18 protein-coding genes and 1 pseudogene are annotated in these 18,948 nt (G+C 64.6%); 4 read left to right on the forward strand and 15 right to left on the reverse strand.

Annotated elements, in window-relative coordinates; translation table 11 throughout:
- Window positions 1-4: 4 nt before the first annotated feature.
- Together NO877_RS11995 and NO877_RS12000 are read right to left on the reverse strand one after the other, a co-directional pair.
- Window positions 5-475 carry a DoxX family protein gene (locus NO877_RS11995; RefSeq protein ID WP_256396577.1) on the reverse strand — a complete coding sequence of 157 codons (471 nt, stop codon included), beginning with the start codon at window positions 473-475 and terminating at the stop codon, window positions 5-7.
- An 81-nt stretch (window positions 476-556) separates the two neighbouring features.
- A pseudogene (locus NO877_RS12000) lies at window positions 557-1,949 on the reverse strand (cryptochrome/photolyase family protein).
- 78 nt (window positions 1,950-2,027) lie between these two features.
- Between NO877_RS12000 and NO877_RS12010 the strand changes: the two are divergent.
- The gene (locus NO877_RS12010; protein WP_256396579.1) at window positions 2,028-2,201 is read left to right on the forward strand and encodes a hypothetical protein; all 174 of its coding nucleotides are present in this window, start codon (window positions 2,028-2,030) and stop codon (window positions 2,199-2,201) included.
- Window positions 2,202-2,383: 182 nt separating this feature from the next.
- Here NO877_RS12010 and NO877_RS12015 read toward each other — a convergent pair whose 3' ends face one another.
- The 4 genes from NO877_RS12015 to NO877_RS12030 form a co-directional block, all read right to left on the reverse strand.
- Window positions 2,384-3,346 (reverse strand): mechanosensitive ion channel family protein, encoded by a 963-nt coding sequence (locus NO877_RS12015; protein WP_256396580.1) that lies wholly within the window; start codon window positions 3,344-3,346, stop codon window positions 2,384-2,386.
- 181 nt (window positions 3,347-3,527) lie between these two features.
- Window positions 3,528-4,589, reverse strand: a complete 1,062-nt coding sequence (locus NO877_RS12020; RefSeq protein ID WP_256396581.1) for a trypsin-like serine peptidase — start codon at window positions 4,587-4,589, stop codon at window positions 3,528-3,530.
- A gap of 239 nt (window positions 4,590-4,828) precedes the next feature.
- Window positions 4,829-6,331 carry a sodium:solute symporter family protein gene (locus NO877_RS12025; protein ID WP_256396582.1) on the reverse strand — a complete coding sequence of 501 codons (1,503 nt, stop codon included), beginning with the start codon at window positions 6,329-6,331 and terminating at the stop codon, window positions 4,829-4,831.
- Entirely contained in the window at window positions 6,324-6,539 is a 216-nt protein-coding gene (locus tag NO877_RS12030) for a DUF3311 domain-containing protein (protein WP_256396583.1), read from the reverse strand. The genes NO877_RS12025 and NO877_RS12030 overlap by 8 nt, the downstream gene beginning before the upstream one ends.
- Window positions 6,540-6,695: 156 nt before the next feature.
- On the opposite strand from NO877_RS12030, the gene NO877_RS12035 reads away from it, so the two are divergent.
- Window positions 6,696-7,436, forward strand: a complete 741-nt coding sequence (locus NO877_RS12035) for a sugar phosphate isomerase/epimerase family protein (protein WP_256396584.1) — start codon at window positions 6,696-6,698, stop codon at window positions 7,434-7,436.
- Between the two features lie 136 nt (window positions 7,437-7,572).
- Window positions 7,573-9,051 (forward strand): DNA primase DnaG, encoded by a 1,479-nt coding sequence (gene dnaG / locus NO877_RS12040; protein ID WP_256396585.1) that lies wholly within the window; start codon window positions 7,573-7,575, stop codon window positions 9,049-9,051.
- Window positions 9,052-9,059: 8 nt separating this feature from the next.
- Here the strand turns inward: dnaG and NO877_RS12045 are convergent, their stop codons facing one another.
- Both NO877_RS12045 and NO877_RS12050 read right to left on the reverse strand, forming a co-directional pair.
- Window positions 9,060-9,518 carry a GNAT family N-acetyltransferase gene (locus NO877_RS12045; RefSeq protein ID WP_256396586.1) on the reverse strand — a complete coding sequence of 153 codons (459 nt, stop codon included), beginning with the start codon at window positions 9,516-9,518 and terminating at the stop codon, window positions 9,060-9,062.
- Entirely contained in the window at window positions 9,518-10,828 is a 1,311-nt protein-coding gene (locus NO877_RS12050; protein WP_256396587.1) for a DUF92 domain-containing protein, read from the reverse strand. Before NO877_RS12050 ends, NO877_RS12045 begins: the two co-directional genes overlap by 1 nt.
- A gap of 104 nt (window positions 10,829-10,932) precedes the next feature.
- Here NO877_RS12050 and NO877_RS12055 point away from each other — a divergent pair, with 104 nt between their 5' ends.
- A complete protein-coding gene (locus NO877_RS12055; RefSeq protein WP_256396588.1) occupies window positions 10,933-11,538 on the forward strand; it encodes an undecaprenyl diphosphate synthase family protein in 606 nt (201 codons plus the stop codon).
- Between the two features lie 7 nt (window positions 11,539-11,545).
- Here the strand turns inward: NO877_RS12055 and uppS are convergent, their stop codons facing one another.
- From uppS to NO877_RS12090, 7 genes are all read right to left on the reverse strand, one after another.
- Window positions 11,546-12,517 (reverse strand): polyprenyl diphosphate synthase, encoded by a 972-nt coding sequence (gene uppS / locus NO877_RS12060; RefSeq protein WP_256396589.1) that lies wholly within the window; start codon window positions 12,515-12,517, stop codon window positions 11,546-11,548.
- A 62-nt stretch (window positions 12,518-12,579) separates the two neighbouring features.
- Complete coding sequence (locus NO877_RS12065) at window positions 12,580-13,632, reverse strand: Mrp/NBP35 family ATP-binding protein (protein WP_256396590.1); 1,053 nt, start codon at window positions 13,630-13,632, stop codon at window positions 12,580-12,582.
- Window positions 13,633-13,695: 63 nt separating this feature from the next.
- A complete protein-coding gene (locus NO877_RS12070) occupies window positions 13,696-14,199 on the reverse strand; it encodes a hypothetical protein (RefSeq protein ID WP_256396591.1) in 504 nt (167 codons plus the stop codon).
- Between the two features lie 112 nt (window positions 14,200-14,311).
- Window positions 14,312-15,079, reverse strand: coding sequence for an isopentenyl phosphate kinase (locus tag NO877_RS12075; RefSeq protein ID WP_256396592.1), 768 nt, complete (start codon window positions 15,077-15,079; stop codon window positions 14,312-14,314).
- Window positions 15,076-16,104 carry a mevalonate kinase gene (gene mvk / locus NO877_RS12080; RefSeq protein WP_256396593.1) on the reverse strand — a complete coding sequence of 343 codons (1,029 nt, stop codon included), beginning with the start codon at window positions 16,102-16,104 and terminating at the stop codon, window positions 15,076-15,078. Before mvk ends, NO877_RS12075 begins: the two co-directional genes overlap by 4 nt.
- 223 nt (window positions 16,105-16,327) lie before the next feature.
- Window positions 16,328-17,893, reverse strand: coding sequence for a globin-coupled sensor protein (locus tag NO877_RS12085; protein WP_256396594.1), 1,566 nt, complete (start codon window positions 17,891-17,893; stop codon window positions 16,328-16,330).
- A gap of 80 nt (window positions 17,894-17,973) precedes the next feature.
- Window positions 17,974-18,942, reverse strand: coding sequence for a metallophosphoesterase (locus NO877_RS12090; RefSeq protein WP_256396595.1), 969 nt, complete (start codon window positions 18,940-18,942; stop codon window positions 17,974-17,976).
- Between the last annotated feature and the right edge of the window lie 6 nt (window positions 18,943-18,948).

Raw genomic sequence — 18,948 nt, forward strand, 5'->3', positions numbered from 1 at the left:
ACCATTATTTAAAAGTGGATTCTTCCTCCGATTGTGCGACCCCGAACACCAACAGCGCGGTGCCGAGCAGGGCCGAATTTTTCACGAAGTTGATCGTCTCCTGTTGTTTTTGCTCCTCGTCGACCGCCCAGAAGTCGTGCATCATCGGCGTGACGCCGAGAAAAAACGTTACCACCGATACTGCGGCGAGTTTGGGAACCCGCCACAATGTGATTCCGACCCCACCGAAAAGCAGGAGCCAGTGGGAGCCTTTCGTCGCCAGTTCGGGCAGTGGGACACCCTTCGCCTCGGCGTACTGGGCGCGCTCGTTGAGGTTCATGAGGCCATCGAGTGCCATCTGCGCGAGGAGCCCACCATAGAGCAGCCGACCGAGTCGAAACGCGGTCGTCCGGGCAGTTGGCCTCGACGGCGGGTGCTCGCTACTGTCGGGCTCTGTGGACTCGGATCGGGCTCGCTGGCGGAGCGGTTCGAGCATATCTATCGGAACGGCCGAGAGGCACTTAGGTGTCCTTGCCAGTCGCCTCGTCGGCGGCATCAGGTACCGTCGATCGCCGGTTCATCGCCGCCCGAGGGCTTCCTCGAACACGCGCTGGGCGCGTTCGTACGCCCTATCGCGGTCGACGATCGGCTCGGAGTACTCCGGAGCCAACTCCTCACGCTTCCCTGCTGAAAGGTTCGGCCAGTCGACGATTTTCTCGGGCTCCACTCCACGCAGTTCGGGAACGTACTCCGTCACGTACACCGCGTTATCGTCGTACTTCGCCATCTGGGCCACCGGATCGAAGATACGCACGTCGACCGTATCGGTCCCGGTCGAGGCGATCCACTGCCAGTTGGCGCTGTTGTTGGCCGGGTCGTGGTCGACCAGTTTGTCGGCGAAGTACGCCGCGCCCTTCCGCCAGTCGACCAGGAGGTGCTTGGTCAGAAACGAGGCGACGTTCTGCCGCGGGCGGTTGTGGATATTGCCCTCCCGGTCGAGTTGGCGCATCCCGGCGTCGACCAGTGGATAGCCCGTCTCGCCGCGTTGCCACGCTTCGAACTCCGTGGGGTCGTTCCGCCAGGCGATGGGGTTCGGGACCGTCTTGTAGTTCTCAGTTGGGAGTTCAGGGTTGTTGTACAGCAGGTGGTAGTGCTGTTCGCGCCAGGAGAGTTCGTAGCGGAATTTGTCGATATTCTGCCGTGCGGCGTCGCTGCTGGCAGTCTCGTACTGGTGGGTGGCGTCGGCCCACACTTCGCGGATGCCGATCATTCCAGCGGCGAGATAAGGCGAGAGCCGCGAGACCGCCCCGACCGGTCGGTCGACCGCGGCGGCCATATCATCCCGTGTGTCGTTGTACGTCCCGATCCCATCGGCGAGAAACTCGTCGTACCGCGATCTCGCGGCACGATACCCCGCTTCGGGGAGGTTGATATCGACCACCGCCTCCTGGAGTTCGGCATCGTCGGTCACCGCTGCGAGGGCATCGCTGCTCGGTGCCGCCGCGGGTGTCGGTTTCTCGATTGCCTGCCAGTCGGTGTAGAACTGACTGTGGCTCGGATACCGGGGCTCCAACCCTTCCGGGTCGACCAACACGAGGTCGGTCACCGACGCCGTTGGGGGGTGTCATCGACCTGCTGTTGGCGATCACGTCGGCGGGGCCGGTAGTGCCGGTTGTAATAGAGCCGGTCGGCGTCGTATTCGGCGGCGATCGCATCGAGTTCGGCGGCGGGATCACCCTCCCGAACGAGTAGGTCCGAACCGAGCCCGCGGTAGCACTGTTTGAGCCGTCGGATGCCGGTTATAAAGAATGCCCACTGGCGCGGACCGACCTGCTCGCGGCATTCGGGGTCGAGAATATACACCGGAAGCGTGGTGTCCGCATGCGTGGCCGCGGCCAGCCCGCAGTTGTCCCGAATCCGGAGATCCCGCCCCGAATCCGGAGATCCCGCTGGTGCCAGAAGAGATGCATACCCTCTGTTGGGCGTGGAAACGTATGATCAGTAGGGTCGAACCTATGAGAACAGTGTCTTTTTCGCGTGGCGGCTCTGTGGGGTACTATGGCCCCTTCGTTCTCGGAGGTCTCGCAGCCGCCGCTGTCGGCGCGCTGGCTGGCTGTAGCGAGACGATGGGGGACGCCGAGCCGACCGACGGGTCCGACCAAACGACGATGGAACGGGGGAACTCGATCTCCAGGAGGCAAACGTCGTCAGCGTGGTGGTGACTGCCCAATAAGGCCGCTACGAGTTCACCGTGGGACTACGCCACGACGATGCGGGCGAGGACGGCTACGCCGACTGGTGGCAGGTCGAACGGCTCGACGGCACCCGACTCGGACGCCGTGACTTGCTCCATTCGCACCCGAACTAACAGTCATTCGCGGACGTAGACTGTCCCTAACCGGCGTTAGAAGTCCTCTTCCCAGTCGTCGGAGAGGTCTTCGACCGCGTTGTCATCCCAGTCCTCACCATCGTCCCAATCCTCTCCTTCGTCCCAGTCTTCGCCCTCGTCCCAGTCGTCATCCATTCCGGTGTCACTTGTGTCAGCTTCCTCCCAGTCGTCATCTATTCCGGTGTCGCTTGTGTCACCGCCATCCACATCGTCAGTCATTCCGTCGGCGGTCGTGTCGTCCCACCCGTCGTTCGGACCACCGGACACACCGCCACCAGTCCCACCAGCCCCACCAGCGCCACCGGCCGACCCGGTACCGTCGGCCCACTCCTGGAGGTGGGCGGCGACGTACTCCTTGCCGCCGAGGCCGAACGCCAACCCAAGGGCCAGCGCCAGCCCGAGGCCGACGGCCGTCGAGAACGTCTCGCCGATCACGTAGACGATCTGGACGTTGATTCCCATGGTGTCGACACCCACGACGACGACCATGAAGTAGAGCAGCCCCTTGAGAACCGGCGAAACAACGGCCTGGACCATCCCCGACATGGAGCGTTCGGCGACGGTTCCAGCGTAGTTCGCGAGGAAAAACCCGGCCCCGATAATCGCCAGTCCGCCGAAAAACTGCGGGAGATAGCCGACGACCCCATTCAGCCACGTGTTCAGCCCACTGAGGCCGACGTATCCGGTAGCCATGCGGAAGGCGAGCAGTATTCCGTAGGCTTTGACGGCCGTACCTGCGATAAGCGCGAGACGTGGTCGGCCGCTAAACAGCGCAGCAAGCGGCGTGTTTGCCGCCCGTGCATCGAGGTTCGCGTAGGTGGCGAGCTGTGTCGTGAACCGGCCGAGCCCGATCGCGATTGCACTCCCGACCGCAACGATCAGTAGCGTCGTCGCGAGCGTCGGCAGGAACTCGACGAACGCGTTCATCCCGTCAGTGAGTATCCCAGTGGCCCTATTGACGACCAGCACGTTATGCATCGGCTACGCCCCCCGTCAGAACTGGTATCCTGACACTACGATCAAACATACAGTACGTATGAACAGAATGTGGTACATAACTTAGTTCATTTATCCTGCGGATTAGCAATCGGCGTCGGCCGCCCGGTCGAGTGCCTCTGGAGATCGGCGGCGGTCGCAGTAGAGAGTGCTGTCGAGGCTGTCAGTAGATGTCGATGTCGAGCGTATCGAGTACCGAGCCGACGAAGATCGCCCGCCGTTGGCCGCTCTCCGACCGGACGCCCTTATGAATCCCGGCGACGAGAAGCCCCTCGTCGGTCTCCAGGAAGTACGGCCCGCCGGAGTCGCCGCCCGCGCTGTGAGTATCGACGCCCAGCTCGCGGTGGCCGTCGGGGGCCTCCGTGAGCTCGGTGATCCGGCCCGCACACCGGCCCGAGACTGCGCCCTGTTTGTAGATCGGCCGCCCCTCGGCGTGGGCGGCTTCGAGCGCCGACCAGCTCGCGGCCCCGACGATCGGCCGGTCGTCGTAGCTGTTGCCGCCCGGATCGGCGAGAAACCGGCTCGGGTAGCTGTCCGTCTCAACGGCGACGGCGGCGACGTCGACCGTGTCTCCGGCCGCATAACACCGACCGATCGTGTGGGGTTGTCTGGACTGATACAGTTCGATCCCGCGGAGCGCGGCGGGGTCGTGGTCCTGTTTTTCCTCGAAGGTATGGGCAGTCGTGACGATCACGGCCCGCCCGTTTCGGAGCCCGCGGAACCCAGTCGAGGCGATCTTGCCGACCGTCTCGCTTCTGACTGCCGCCCCCATGGCGATCCCGTGTTTCCGGTATCGGGCATCGGCAAACCGGCCGAGGGTGTGCTGACAGTCGGCTTCCAGTCGCTCTGTCGGTCGGGTCCGAACCTCCACCTCGACGCGCCCGCTCTCCAGGAGCCGTTCCCCGATTCGCCCGGCGTCGAGCTCGTCGGCGATACGCTCGATGGCTCCCTCGACCCGGTCGGTCTCGACCGGGGCCGGACAGTCGACGAACAGTCGCAGACCATCGTCAGTGGATTGTCTGCTCACGCTCACCCGCCCGCTTGCGGTCTCCATCGCAGAAGAGAGTTCGGTCACGTCGGCGAGCCGACCCTGTAGTTCACCGGCGAGCGTTCGGCCAGCCGTGATCTCCTGGACGATCTCACGGTCGACCCGCATCGTCGCAGGTTCGTAGGTCGGCGGAGACGGCGGTGTCGACCCGTCGGCGTACTGCGCTTGGTTCGCCACACACTGACCACACTCGATCGGCACCGTGCCGGACGACGAGGACGCACGTGTCGGTCGAGACCCTGTGACAGCAACTCCTGTCGGAAGCAGCCCACTTACGGCACACGTTTTTAAAAACGCCCGTCGGTTCATCATCAGGTGGTTGCGGATAGCTACAGCTACGTATCACAAAGCTATGGTTGGCCCTCGCGGTGAGTGTCAGCGTCGACAACCGCTTGAACTGACCGGTTAGTCGCCGCCTAATCCGCCCCGACCACGAACCGGCTGTCGTCCTCGTCGCCCGCTGGCGTCGTCAGCAGCGAGACGCCGACGGTGAGCAGCGCACCCAGCGCCATCGCAGCCAGGGCGACATCCCAGCCGCCGTAGGTTCTGGCGAACAGCGACACGGTCGTTCCGGCGAGGTCGACCGGGACCGCGGGGACGAACACGTGGCTGAGGTAGAGCAGTTGACTGCCGACGATTCCGGCGAGAATCCCGTTTCGGGTCGTCCCCTGCCAGTAGAGTGCGACCATCACGGGGAGTGTCAACTGGGCGAACCCACCGAAGGCCGTGTTGCCGACCTCGATCAGCGTGCCGGGGCGGCTCAGACTGGCGACGAACGTGGCGGTCGCAAAGGCCGCCACACCGCCGCGGGCGAGCCAGGCCTCTCGGGACTCGCTCAGCGTCGGATCGACGAAGGGTCGGTAGAGGTCCCGGATGAAGTACGACGACCCCGACAGGAGCATCGAATCGGAGGACGACATCATCGCTGCAAGTGCGCCAGCGATCACGAGCGCGGCGAACCAAGCGGGCGTGTACTCCGATAAGAGGACTGGGAGGACGTTCGCCCCCTCCGGGACTTCGATACCGAGTCCGGCAGCCCAGGTCCCCAGCAGGAACGTCGGGACGAACAACAGCAACACGAGCGCCGGCCAGAGAACGAACGAGCGTTTGAGCACACGGTCGGAGCCAGCGACGAAGAACCGCTGGTTGATCTGCGGAAACATCGTGACGCCGAAGGCGATCACTACCGCCGTCGAGATGATATAGGCGGGCGTGTAGAAATCGCTGCCGAGTGCGAGAAACTCGGGGTTGCTCGACTCCAGCGCGGCGGTCGCCCCACTTGGCCCACCGACCGCCGACAGCACCCAGCCAAGGGCGATCCAGACCACCGAGAGCATGAACAGCCCCTGGATCGTATCGGTCCAGGCGACCCCGCGCATCCCGGCGATCACGACATACAGGATCATAAACGCCGTAATAAGGGCTGCACCGGCCCAGTAGGGGATCGCCCCGCCAGTGAGCCCGGTGAGTGCCTCGCCAGCGCCCATCTGCTGGAGCATCACGTAGGGGAAGAGCCAAAAGAGGCTGATACCAGCGACGAGCCCACGAAGGCGAGTCGACCCGAACCGATCGCCCAACATCTCCGAGAGCGTGACGTACCCCTCCTGCTGGCCGATGAGCCACTGTTTGTAGCCGATGAGATACCAGAGGATGGCGAACAACACCCCGTCCATCACGCCCATGACGAGAATCCACTCCGGTCCCCGGGCGTAGGCGAGGTTCGGGCCCCCGAAGAACGTAAAGGCCGACAGCAGCGTGGCGAAGGTCGTAAACAGCAAGACGAGCGTACCGATCGACCGGTTGGCCAGGTAGTAATCCTCGGCGACGTTTTCGGTCACGCGGTAGGCGACCAGCCCGATCCCCAACGCCAGCACCAGGTAGCCAACGACAATCCCCAGCTGGAGGCTCAGCTCAGCCATCGGTTACCCCCATATAGCGGTCCCAGTCAGTACGCGTGAACAGGTAGAACACGACGCTTGCGAGCCCCATCCAGCCGATGTGCCACCACAGCCAGATCGGGAGCCCGGCGGCCGTCCGTGGATCGCCCCACAGGAACCACGGCACCGAGAGGCCGACGATCACGGAGAACGTCACCACCCACAGCAGGGTTCGGATACGCGCTGTCATTACTGCGGATTGCCGACAGACACACCTAAATATTGCTAATCGTCCCCGGAGTGGCTTATTGAAGAGATTATCCCTTCAATACAGTTCCGTCGGTCCGACAGTCGGCTCCTTCGGCCGGTCAGGAGCTATAATCGGCTCCGACGCGAAGCCGCGAGTATGCAAACGGCTGTCCAGCTCTACACATTCGACGCCTCGCCGCTGTCGCTTTCGGCCCAGCTCGAAGCCGTCGCGGAGGCCGGGTTCGACGGCGTCGAGTTCGCGGGCCTCGGCACCGACCCCGGACCGGTTCGGTCGACGCTCGCTCGGTTCGATCTGGCTGCGCCGAGTGCTCACATCCCGCTGTCGACGCTCGAATCAGGGGTCGAAAGTGCAGTCGAGCCCTACCGTGAACTCGGCGTCGAGACGGTCGTGATTCCCTCCCTCGACCCAAAGCGGCTCCAGGAGGGAACGATCCGCGGGGCGGCAGCGGCCATCGATAGCGTGGCTGGGGCTCTCGACCGACAGGGGTTCGGGCTGGCCTACCACAACCACGACGCCGAGTTCGAGAGGATCGGCGAACTGTTCGCCCTGGACGTACTTTTAGCGGAAACCGGCGTCGGCCTCGAACTCGACGTCGGGTGGGCCGCCGCAGCCGATGCCGATCCGGTCGCGCTGATCGATCGGTATGCCGACCGCCTGACTGCGATCCATCTCAAGGACGTGCGGCTCGACTTGACTGCTCCGCGCGGTGGGGTTGCAGTCGACCTCGGCGAAGGGGATGTGGATCTCGACGGCTGTCTGGCTGTTGCGGCCGACGCCGACGTGGAGTGGATCGTCTTCGAGTACGACGCACCCCCCGAGCCGCTGGTCTCGCTGCAGGCGGCCGGTGACTGGATCGCCGGGAAAACCCACCACTGACCGCTTGCCGGTGGAATGTGTCGGTTGAGAATGGACGACAGCTATTTGGGACCACAGTATTTATATAGCGTGTTAGAGCAGTCGCGGATCGGCTCCGCATCTACAGTCATCAGCAGATTTCCGAGGGATACACATCATGGACGATACAGCCAAATACCTTATTCACGCCCGGATTGCCGCCGAGGGCGTCGTCGAGCGAAGCGACGTCGTCGGCGCAGTGTTCGGCCAGACCGAGGGGCTTCTGGGCGACGAGTTGGATCTCAGAGACCTCCAGCAGTCCTCGAAAGTCGGCCGCATCGATGTCGAGATCAGCTCCGAAAACGGCCAGTCGTTCGGCGAGCTCACGATCGCAACCAGCCTCGATAAGGCCGAGACGGCGGTGCTCGGGGCCTCGCTGGAAACGATCGAACGGGTCGGCCCCTGTCGGGCCTCGATCGAGGTCACCTCCATCGAGGACGTGCGGGCGGCCAAACGGCGGGCGGTCGTCGACCGTGCCAAGGAACTCCTCGCGACCGCCTTCGACGAGACCGCCATCTCCAGCGAGGAGCTACTGAGCGACGTTCGGGAGTCGGCCCAGGTCGAGGAGATCACCGAGTATGCCGGACTTCCGGCGGGGCCGAGCGTCGCCTCCTCGGATGCAATCATCGTCGTCGAGGGGCGGGCCGACGTGCTCCAGCTGCTGAAACACGGCATTAAAAACGCCATCGGCGTCGAGGGGACAAACATCCCCGAGGCAGTGGCCTCGCTGACCGCCGAAAAGACGGTCACCGTGTTCGTCGACGGTGACCGTGGCGGCGAGCTCATCCTTCGTGAGTTGCTGCAGGTCGGCGACGTCGACTACGTCGTCTTCGCCCCGGCCGACCAGTCGGTCGAAGACCTCTCGCGGAAGGAGATCCACGGCCTGCTTCGGGAGAAGATCGCCGCCGACCGGATCGGCGACGCCCAGAACATCCGAGAGACCATCGCCGGACTGATCGAAACTAGTGATCTCGATTTCGCCGTGAGCGATGCCGACGAGGGGTCGGCGGCCGACCCAACGGACACCGCCGAAACGAACGATGCCGAGGTGACCGACTCACCGACGGAGGTCGAGGTCATCCCGACCAGTTCGGACGATCTATCCGGAGACGACGCCGAGATGTCTACAACGGAACCGGAACCGCCATCCACAGCCGATCCGGAGCCGACGCCCACAGCCGACGAAACAGTCGACATAGAGCCAACGAACGGAGCGGACAGTCCCGAAACAGCCGATTCCGAGGCGACCGACGACACCACGGCAGCCACGGAAAGCGACACACCCGCCACCCTCCGGAGCCACGTGCGCGCAGTCATCGGCGAGGGAACTGGAACCGCCAGGCTCCTCTCGGAATCCTTCGAGCTGTTGGCGGAGGTCGACCCCGAGGAGCTCGTTGCGACGCTCGAAACCGCCGACGAGGCGTTCGCCCTCGTTTTCGATGGCGAACTCACCCAACGGATGCTCGATGTGGCCGCCCAGCGCGGCCTCGACCACGTCGTCGTTCGATCGACCGGCGAGTTCGTCAAACAGCCGGTCGGCACCCGGGTGCTGACCGCCGAACAACTCCGAGCGGCCGAACTCGATGTCGAAGCGTAAGTCGACGCCTACTCGCTTTTAAACGACGGATACCGAAGCGTTATGCCCTCGCTGTCTTTGAACAGCTCCGGCGACCGCTCGGCTTCGACGAAGCCAACACGCCGATACAGCGACCGGGCAGGCTCGTTCTCCGCCGCGACGTGAACCGTCACTGCATGTGTTGTGTTGTCACAGATTTTATTTAAAAGAGCAGTCGCGCGCCGTTCCCGGCGGTGGTCGGGATCGACAGCAAGCTCCGCGATATGGATCGGTCCCTCGCCGACGGCGAGCAGGTAGCCGACCGGCCGGTCGTCGCTGTCGGGACTCACCAGGAGCCGCGAGGTTCGGATCGGAACCGAATCCGATCGCTCGGCGATCGCCGTCGACAGCAGCGTCGGGCTCGGCTCAGAGAGATGCGATTGGAGCCGCCGGAGTGCGGCGGAATCGTTCTCTCGGGCGGGACGAACGGGTGGAGACTGTGGGGCCATCAGAGCAGCCAGACCGCGAGGCCGGTGCTTGTCAGGCCACCGCTCAGTGTGGCTAGGAAGTTGACCCACTGGTTGCCGAGTCGTCCGCCTTCGAGTGTCGCCCCCAGCAGGCTGTCGACGGTCATCCCGACGAAGCCGCCGAGGGCAACGACAGCCGCGGCAGCCCACATCGCCCCCAGCGGAAGCACAGCCATCGAGAGCACGCCCGTTATGCCCGCGCCAGCCAGCCCGGCTAGCTCGCCCTGCCACGTCACCGCGCCGTCGGTACCGGGGTCGACGCGTTCGAGCGTAGTAATGAGCCGTGGGCTGTCGAAGAGGCCGCCGATCTCGCTCGACAGCGTGTCGCCGAGCGCGGTCGCCAGCGAGCCGCTGAACGCGAAGAGAAACGCGGCGGCCAGCGGGCCTTCGCCTTCGACGATTGCGAAGCCCAACACGGCGACGAGTGCGACCGCCGCGTTCGCCAACACGTTGCCGGTGCCGCGAGCCCCGTCGTTGCCTTCGGCGACACCACGCTGTTCCTTGTCGCCGTAGCGGAACTTCGAGGAGAGCCCACCGATGCCGAAAAACGCGATCAGGACCGCAAACCAGCCGAAGCCGCCGAGAACGATCATCAGCACGCCGAGCAGGACGCCGGTGAGCATCCCCGACACCGAAGCCGTCCCCAGTCCGTAGGAGACCGCCCCGAGGACGACAGTGACCACCAGCGCCGCTACCAGTTCGACCGGCGGCACCGTCCCGACCAGTTCGGCGAATAGCCAGACTACGAGTCCGACCGAGAGCAACACCAGCGGGTCGTCCCGCTCATAGAGGAGTTCGCGGAGCAGGGCGGCGATCAGCGCACCGACAATCGCGAGAAACGTGATCACCGACCACTCAGTGTTCCCCCCGAGTTGAAGATCGACGAGGAACTGACCGGTGATTCCGGCCACGAAGCCGCTGGCGACGAAGCCAGCGACCGTCAGAAACGGTTGACTCGTCTGCGAGCGGACGGCCTCCATACCGAGGTTACCGAAGCCGAGGATCAGCAGAGTCGCAACGAAAATCCCAACCGGCAGCGGCGTCTGTGGCATCGTCGCCAACAGCGCGAGGGCCGCCGCAGCGAGCGAAAAGCCAGCCAGCCCGTTGAGTCGGCCGTCCTCCCAGTCGCCGGGACGGGCGAACAACTCGAATACGGGACCGCTGCTGACCGTTATCGCCGCGAGGCCGATCAGGGCGAACGGGACCACCAAAGCCGGGCCGAGCACCGGAGCCGCCAACCCCAGGCTGGCGACGGCGGCGAACCCTCCAGCGCGTCGGAGCCGGTCTGTCACACCACGGGATATCTCCGAGACACACTTAACGGTCCCGACATCCCGAAACGGCGTGTGAGTCGGTGACAGCGAGCTTTTTTAGGCCGTAGCGTGTGGCTCCGGTAGTGCTGTACGATACCTATCTTTCCGTCCGTCTCCGCCGTCGGTCGCAGGACCCCCCTCGACACGTCGCGGTCGTCATCACCGAGCGCGATCTGCTCGAACAGGGGGCCTACGGGACGCTGTCGTCGTTTTTCGAGTGGGCCGTCGAGTACGGGGCCGAGCGGATCACCGTCTCTGTGAGCGTCCTCGATGAAGCTGTGGTGCCGACGCTTCGACGGGAACTCGCCGAGCTGTCGGCTCCGCGCCCACTGGCGGTCAGAACCCCCAACGACACTGAACAGGCCGACGAGCCGATCCAGATCTCGATCGGCCTCGGCGGGAAACGGGAGTTCACCGAAACCGTCCGCCAGCTCGCCGCCGCCGTCGATGCGGGCGAGCTCGCTCCCGAAGAGATCGAGGCCGAGCATATCGACGACCGGCTCGTCTTTCGCGAGGAGCCCGATCTCGTTATCAAAACCGGGGCCGAACGGCTCTCGGATTTCATGATCTGGCAGTCCGTCTACTCGGAACTCTACTTTACGGATGTCAACTGGCGGGATTTCCGCAAGCGGGACTATCTACGGGCGCTCCTGGACTACGAGGATCGACAGCGACGGTTCGGCGAGTAGCCGCTCCCTAATCGGCCGACGACGCCGGGGTATTTTCCGTTTCGTCGGGCCCGACGATCTCGGTCGACCGCTGGGTTTCGAGTTCGTCGTCGACGGCCTGCACACCGGCCTGCGGAAGCTGGTCGCGGAGCCGTCCGGCCACGCGTTTGGCTTCGTCGAGTTCGAGACTCCCCAGCGCCCGCATGAGGGTGACCGCACGGTCGACCTTGGTTCGCTGCCAGGACTGCTCGCGGGACTCGTAGGTCCGGATGCCGCGGAGGAAATCGATCTTCGAGAACTCCGGCCAGTAGGGTGCACAGAAGTAGACCGCCGCTTCGTTGCCGTTGGCGTGCCACGGCAGGAAGTTCGAGGTCCGTTCGTCGCCGCCGGTCCGGATGATGAGATCGACGTCCCGGACCGGCTGGCGGTAGAGGTGGGATTCGACGGTTTCGACGTCGATTTCGTCGGGCGCGAGCTCGCCAGCCCCGACGGCCGCAGTGACCTCGCGGGCCGCCCGGAGGAGTTCGTTGCGGCCACCATACGCGAGGGCGATGTTGAGCCGGAAGCTGTCGTAGTCGGCCGTCTCGGCCTCGGCGTAGGCGATGGCCTCCTGGACGCGGTCGGGGAGCCGGTCGATCTCGCCGATCGCCCGGATACAGACCTCCCGGTCGTGGAGCCGGTCGCTGTCGGCGAGTTCCCGGAGTTTGGAAGCGATCATATCGAACAAGGGTTCGTTCTGCTCGGCGGGGCGGTCGAAGTTCTCGGTCGAGAACGTATACAGCGTCAGCTCCTTGATATCGACGTCGTCACACCAATCGAGGACCTGTTCGGAGGTCTCGGCACCGGCGCGGTGGCCGTCGGGTGCGTCCTCGCCCTGTTTGCGGGCGTAGCGCCGGTTGCCATCCTGGATGATTGCGACGTGTGTCGGCCCGTCGCCGATCTCGCGGTGGAGGAGCCGCTCGTACGTCCGTCCCAATCGTCGACTAACCCACGAGTACATCTACACGTAGTGATTGCCTGCTGGTATGTGTCTCTTGTTATTCGATTTCGTGACTGTCGGTCTCACCGTGAGTTCACCGTCTGCACGTGGCGGCGGCGAATGACTCCGACGTTGTTGGCGACGTTCTCGGTCAGGGTCCGGAAGGCGTCGGCCGTCTCGCCCTCGTCCAGGACGACCGGTTCGCCGCCGTCGCCCCCGGCCCGGACGGCTGGATCGAGCGGGATCGCCCCGAGGAACGGGAGGTCCTCGTCGTCGGCGAGCGACCGGCCGCCGCCGCTGCCGAAGATATCGTGTCGACCGCCGCAGTCGGGACACCGGAACTCGGACATGTTTTCGGCGATCCCCAGGACGGGCGTTTCGTGCTGGCCGAACATCCGCAGTCCCTTGACGGCGTCGTCGAGGGCGACCTGTTGAGGCGTGGTGACGATGACTGCACCAGTGAGGGGGAGCGTCTGGAGGACGGTCAGTTGGGTGTCGCCGGTTCCCGGTGGGAGATCCAGGACGAGGTAGTCGAGTTGGCCCCAGTCGACGTCGTCGACTAGCTGGGTCAGAATTTTGTGGACCATCGGCCCCCGCCAGATCACGGGGTCGTCCTCGCCGACGAGAAAGTCCATGCTCATCAGTTTCATGCCGTAGCGCTCCGGCGGGATCAGTGTCTTGTCCTCGGTGGCCTCGGGGCCCTCGTTGCTTTTGACCATCCGGGGGACGTTCGGGCCGTAGATATCGGCATCGAAGAGGCCGACGCGCGCGCCGAGTTGGGAGAGCCCCGCCGCGAGGTTGACTGCGACCGTCGACTTGCCGACCCCGCCCTTGCCGGAGGCGACGGCGATGATGTTTTTGACGTTCGGCAGCACCTCGTCGTCCGACCCCAGCGATTTGGGGAGGCCCGCACTGATCGAGAGGTCGATGTCGGGGGCTTCCTCGGCGAAGACCTCCCGCACATCGTTGGCGATCTTCGATTCGTGCGGTGCGTAGGGGGCACCGAGGGCAAGCGAGACGTTGACCTCGTCGCCGTCTGCGTCGACCGCGTTGACCAGCCCCAGCGAGACGATATCATCACCGAGATCCGGGTCCTCGACCGTCGACAGCAGTTCGAACACGGCATCGTCGTTCATGCCCGTAGGTCGGCGCGACCGCTGAATAAGGATTTGGTCCGCGTACGCAAACAGGGATGCCAGCTACTCAATGACGGCCGTTGCGTTGGCGGTCTGGCGGTCGTTCAATCGCAGTTCGACCGTGTACTCTCCCGGCTCCGAGGGGTTATCGATAGCAGGATACTCAACGGTGACGACATCACCTGACTGGAGCGTATAGCCCGACTCAAGGGAGATATCGAAGGAGTAGGCGTTGTTGTTGACGCCACTGATGTGGGTTTCGTTGAACGTGCGTTCGGTGGTTCCGTCCCCGTCGGAGTCGACGCCGATCTCGATTTCGTCGTGTTGGGCCGCGTCGACGACGAACTCGTCTCGGGGATAGGTGGCTCCGATCTCGTTCAGTTCGTCACCGGTCGTCGTTTCGTCGACGGTGATTCCGAGGGACTGTGTCACATCCGTCGCCCCGGCGGTGTCGTTTTCGATACTCGTTCCGTTGTCCGCGTCGGGTCCGTCCGCCGCGGGTGCTCCGCTACAGCCCGCGAGTACGACGATCAGCACGAGACCGATCGTCTGGAGGCGTTTGTTCACAGGAACGCCTGAATTTCCGTCGGTGAATACCTTATGGGATAGAGACAGAACTGTCGTCCTGAGGGAGCCGATCGTGGAGCGTCCGAAAACCGTTTATAAGGTTTTTGTGGCGTTATCGACCGTCGACCAGCGTCCCGGCCCGCTCGCCAGTTAAAAAGTCTCCAACCGCATCGGGGCCGAAAATGTGGGCTGGTGCACCCAGATCAAGGAGTTCCTGGACCTTCCCGGCCATCCCGCCGCTGACATCTGTCGACTCGCTGTCGCCGAGGACCGACGCGACGTCCTCGAAGGATCGGACCTCTTCGATCACCGCGTCGTGCTCGTCGAGCACGCCCGGCACGGTCGAACAGAGGCCGACGCGACTCGCTCCCAGCGAGTCGGCGAGGCTGGTCACGATCTCGTCGCCGCTGAGAACCGTGACGCCCTCATTTGCGTGGGCGATCACGTCCCCGTGGAGGACCGGGACGAAGCCTTCCTCCAGGAGCCCCTCCGTGGCCCCGGCTGGCAACGACAGCACTCCCTCGGCGTCACGCGCGGCGACCGACAGCGGATGGACGGGGAGGGCGGCCACGCCGCGCTCCTGGAGGCGGTCGACCACCACACCGTTGAGCCGCTTCATCGCGCCGTGGATCGCGGTTGCGGCCGCCGCATCCGAGGTGCCGGTGGTCGTCGACACACCGTGGTCGGCCGCGTGGACGTGGCCGAAACTCCCGCCGCCGTGGACAACGACGAGCCGACCGTCTTCGCTTTTACTTGTCGAGGCGACCGCGTCCAGGACACGATGTAAAGCCTCGTCGTCGACTGTCTCCGGCGAATCTTTATCAGTGATGACGCTGCCGCCGAGTTTGAGGACGACGAGATCGGAGTCTGTGCCGGTCATCTCTCGGCTTCGCCCTCCTCGACGCGGACGCCCTCGGTGGCGAGTTCGGCGCGGAAGGAGTCCTCACAGCCGGGCGTGTATTTGAGGCTGGTCTGGGTTTCCTCGGTGCGGTCGAGGGCGACGATACAGCCGCCGCCGCCCGCGCCGGTCAGCTTCGCGCCCTCGGCTCCGGCCTCGCGGGCGGCCCACACCATCGTATCCAGTGATCGCGAAGAGACGCCCAGGGCCGACAGCAGGCCGTGGTTGATGTTCATGAGATCGCCGAGTTCCGAAACCAGGTCGTCGCTCGGCTCGGCGTCGGGGTCGGCCTCCCGCAGTAACTCCTCGCCGGTCGCCACGATATCGCCGATGGCTTCGACCGTGTCGGCGGCGAACTCGTAGCGATCTCGCAGCGCCCGCACGTCGGCGACGAGTTTCCCGGTGTCGCCCGCACCACCGTCGAACCCGACGACAAAGGGGAGCGTGGGCGTCGTCAGTTCCGTGCAGTCGTCGCCAGCGACGCGGACCGCCCCGCCCATCGTCGAACAGAAGGTGTCGGCTCGTGATGCTTGGCCGTCCTGGACCTCGAACTCGGCCTGATACGCGCGGTCGGCCAGCTCGCGACGATCGAGCGGTTCGCCCAGTGCGCGCGTTGCAGCGTCGATCCCGGCGACGACGACGGCCGCCGAGGAGCCGAGTCCTGCCCCGAGCGGGATCTCGCTTTCGACGGTGATATCAAACCCCGCCTCGGGGGCATCGGCTGCCTCACGGGCCTCCTGGACCGCCGCGTCGATGTAGCCCATCGCGGCGTCCAGCAAGGGTTGGGGCACGTCGACGTCCGGTCGGTCGGTCGTCGCTCCGGCGTACTCGACGACGAACCCGTCGAGGGAGAGATCCGCCGCCTCGACGCGGACGTGGTCGTCCTCGCGTGGCTCGGCGGTCACGGTGGCACGTTTCTCGATGGCACACGGCACCGCTGGCTCGCCGTAGACGACCGCGTGCTCGCCGAAGAGATAGACTTTCCCGGGTGCGCTGACGGTTGTCATTTCGCGTGCGCTCCGTCGGCTCGGGTGACTCGCAGGGTTCGATTCATGGTGTATAAATAGGTTACTATAGCGAGGGTTTTTATAGGTCCCTATAAATTATTCAGTACGCGAGACGCCAGCCGTTCGGCGGATGGCCACCGCGGTTGAGGTGCGGCATGCGCCCTCCTCAAGGGAATTGGGAATGGACGTCCGGTCCGCAATTGTGCGGATCGATGTTTTTGGACTACTCGGTGAGTCGCCGGACCGTCTGGGAGATCTCGTCGATCGTTTCGGCCTGCTGTTCGTTGGCGGCGGCGATCTCCTCGGCCTCCTCGGCGACGGTGTCGGCCCGGTCGACGAGGTCGTCGAGCATACTGGCGACCTCCTCGGAGCTGGCGGCCTGCTGGTCGGTCGCATCCGAGACCTCTCTGATCCCGTGGGCGGTCTCCTCGACTGCGGTGGCGATGTCGTCGAGAAGTGTCATCGCCTCGTCGACGCGTTCGACGCCGCGTTCGATCTCTTCGGTCGTCTGATCGAGGCTCTCGACGGTCTGTTCGGTGTCGCTCTCGATGGCCGCCACGAGGTCCTCGATCTCCTGGGCGCGCTCCTGGGAGTCGCTCGCCAGGGATTTCACCTCATCGGCGACGACTGCGAAGCCCGATCCGGCTTCGCCCGCGCGGGCGGCCTCGATCGAGGCGTTCAGCGCGAGGATGTTGGTCTGTTCGGCGATATCGTTGATCACCTCGACGACGGAATTGATCTCGCTGACGCGGGCTTGGAGTTCGTCGACATCGGTCGAGACCTCCGCGACGGCGTCGCCGACATCGTCCATGACGCCCATCGCGTCGTCGGCGGCGTCTTGGCCGTCCTCGGCCAGCTCTTGGGCGCGCTGGCTGTTCCCTTCGACCTCGGTGGCGCTGGAGGCGATCTCCTCGACGGTCGCGCTCATGTTCGAGACCTCGCTGGCGATCGATTGGACCCGGCCGGACTGCTCGTCGGCGAGCGTCGAGATCTCCTGGGAGGACTGGGCGACGTCGTCAGAGGAGCGCTGGAGTTCGGCCATCGGCGTTTCGAGATCCTCTTCGACCTCGCGGGCCAGCTGCTCGCGGCGCTCGACCTCCGTTTCGAGTCGCTGGCTGTAGGAGTGGATGTAGGTGTCGGCGACGACCTGCATATCGAGGTTGATGATCCGGAGGACCGACGTGATGTCGGCCCGCAGCTCGTCGATCTCCTCGGCGACGATCTCGTCGACGGCCGCCAGTGGCTCGTCGCTGCCGTTCTTGACGGCTGCGGTTCCCCCGTCGGTGGCGGCATCGCCCAGCGCCGACCGCAAGCGTTCGCTCAGTCGGTTGGTCGCCTGCTCGGTCAAAAGCGGGAGGATGAGGTCGTAGTAGACGCCGTACTGGCCGATGTAGTGTTTCATCGGCATCTCCAGGATGTCGTGGAGCTTGCCGATGCGAGCGCGGTTGTTGAAGTACTGCTGGTCGTAGTTGCCGCCGGCGAGCGTTGCGAAGTACGCCTTTTGAGTCTGTTTGAGCGCCTCGACATTCTTCGACGATCGGCCGATGACCTCGACCGTATCGTCGTACTGGGTGAGGTTCTCGTAGAACAGCTCGGCGATCTCCTCGGTGTGTGCTTCGAACAGCGATTCGAGCGCCGCCAGTCGCTCGGCATCTTCCTCGTCGAAGTCGACGAAATCCTTCCGCCAGGCGATCTCCTCGCCGTCGAGACCGATATCCCGGACGAGCGACTCGACATCGACCCGGTCGTTGAATCCTCCCCGGCCGAACATCGCCGCGTAATCAGTCATATGCGCATAAAACCACAACCGGTATTTATACCTGTAGTGTGGGAATTCAGTTTTGATATTTTGATTCGGGCGGCTGTGGGTTATTTAAAAGGACTCGGCCGCCTCTCGACGCTGCCATCGGGCTGTCGGATCAGCGCAGAAAGCGTCTCCGGCGTCTCGACGAAGACGGCCTCACCACCTCCGGTGGCGGTGGTCTCGTCGGGGTCTCCCCGACTGCCTGTGGACGGGGAGTCGAGGTTGTTTCGAAGCACGTTCTGACAGTGAACCCGGCCCTTCGTCGTCGGTGTGTCGTGGCGGGTGTGACCGACGACCTGCGGGGGTGCGTCGGCCGACAGATGGTCGAAATGGAGCCACACCAGTCCGGCCTCGGGGCCTTTCAAATGGTTCCGGCCGATGCCCAACACCGCCGGGAACTCCGTTATCAGTCGTTCCTGCATCGCTCGATCCTCGTCGGTCCCGATTGCCTCCTGGAGCGTTTCGGCGGCGGCGACGAGCGACTCGGTTGCCGCGGTGACGTCGTAGGGCTCGTCGGCCCCGGCGTGGGCGTAGGTGACTCTGTGTCCCGTATACGCGGCGACGATGTGGCCGTCGATGATCGCCTCGCAGAGTCGGCGGCGGGCAGCATCGTCGACCTGTCCGGAGAACCACTCATCGAAGCCGAACTGGTCGGGCGACAGCACCAGCGCCTCGTGGTTGCCGAGAGTGACTCGTACGCGGCCGGGCGGGGCCTCCGCGGTGAGTCGGGCGACGAGTTCGAGGACGCCCTCGTTGGCCGGGCCGCGGTCGACCAGATCGCCGTTGAAAACGAGGACGTAGTTCTCGTCGGCCCAATGGAGCCGTCCGTCGTCGTCCTCGACCACGACCGGCGGGTAATCGGGGTGATCGGCGAGTGTCAACAGCGCGCTTCGGGCATCGTCGAGATAGCCATGGATATCGCTGATCGAGACGATCGTCGGCGGCTCCGCATCGCCATCGGCAGCAGCGACGAGGCCGTCGACACCGTCCCGGAGCGAGTCGTCGAGGTCGGAATCCGGCAGTCGAGGAAGCATCTACTC

This window comes from Halohasta litorea, assembly GCF_024494645.1.
In the GTDB taxonomy this organism is placed as follows: domain Archaea; phylum Halobacteriota; class Halobacteria; order Halobacteriales; family Haloferacaceae; genus Halohasta; species Halohasta litorea.

Coding starts and splice junctions, on each gene's coding strand:
- NO877_RS11995 (WP_256396577.1), bottom strand. CDS start 475: ATGCTCGAACCGCTCCGCCAGCGAGCCCGATCCGAGTCCACAGAGCCC.
- NO877_RS12015 (WP_256396580.1), bottom strand. CDS start 3,346: ATGCATAACGTGCTGGTCGTCAATAGGGCCACTGGGATACTCACTGAC.
- NO877_RS12025 (WP_256396582.1), bottom strand. CDS start 6,331: ATGGCTGAGCTGAGCCTCCAGCTGGGGATTGTCGTTGGCTACCTGGTG.
- NO877_RS12030 (WP_256396583.1), bottom strand. CDS start 6,539: ATGACAGCGCGTATCCGAACCCTGCTGTGGGTGGTGACGTTCTCCGTG.
- NO877_RS12035 (WP_256396584.1), top strand. CDS start 6,696: ATGCAAACGGCTGTCCAGCTCTACACATTCGACGCCTCGCCGCTGTCG.
- dnaG (WP_256396585.1), top strand. CDS start 7,573: ATGGACGATACAGCCAAATACCTTATTCACGCCCGGATTGCCGCCGAG.
- NO877_RS12045 (WP_256396586.1), bottom strand. CDS start 9,518: ATGGCCCCACAGTCTCCACCCGTTCGTCCCGCCCGAGAGAACGATTCC.
- uppS (WP_256396589.1), bottom strand. CDS start 12,517: ATGTACTCGTGGGTTAGTCGACGATTGGGACGGACGTACGAGCGGCTC.
- NO877_RS12065 (WP_256396590.1), bottom strand. CDS start 13,632: ATGAACGACGATGCCGTGTTCGAACTGCTGTCGACGGTCGAGGACCCG.
- NO877_RS12075 (WP_256396592.1), bottom strand. CDS start 15,079: ATGACCGGCACAGACTCCGATCTCGTCGTCCTCAAACTCGGCGGCAGC.
- mvk (WP_256396593.1), bottom strand. CDS start 16,104: ATGACAACCGTCAGCGCACCCGGGAAAGTCTATCTCTTCGGCGAGCAC.
- NO877_RS12085 (WP_256396594.1), bottom strand. CDS start 17,893: ATGACTGATTACGCGGCGATGTTCGGCCGGGGAGGATTCAACGACCGG.
- NO877_RS12090 (WP_256396595.1), bottom strand. CDS start 18,942: ATGCTTCCTCGACTGCCGGATTCCGACCTCGACGACTCGCTCCGGGAC.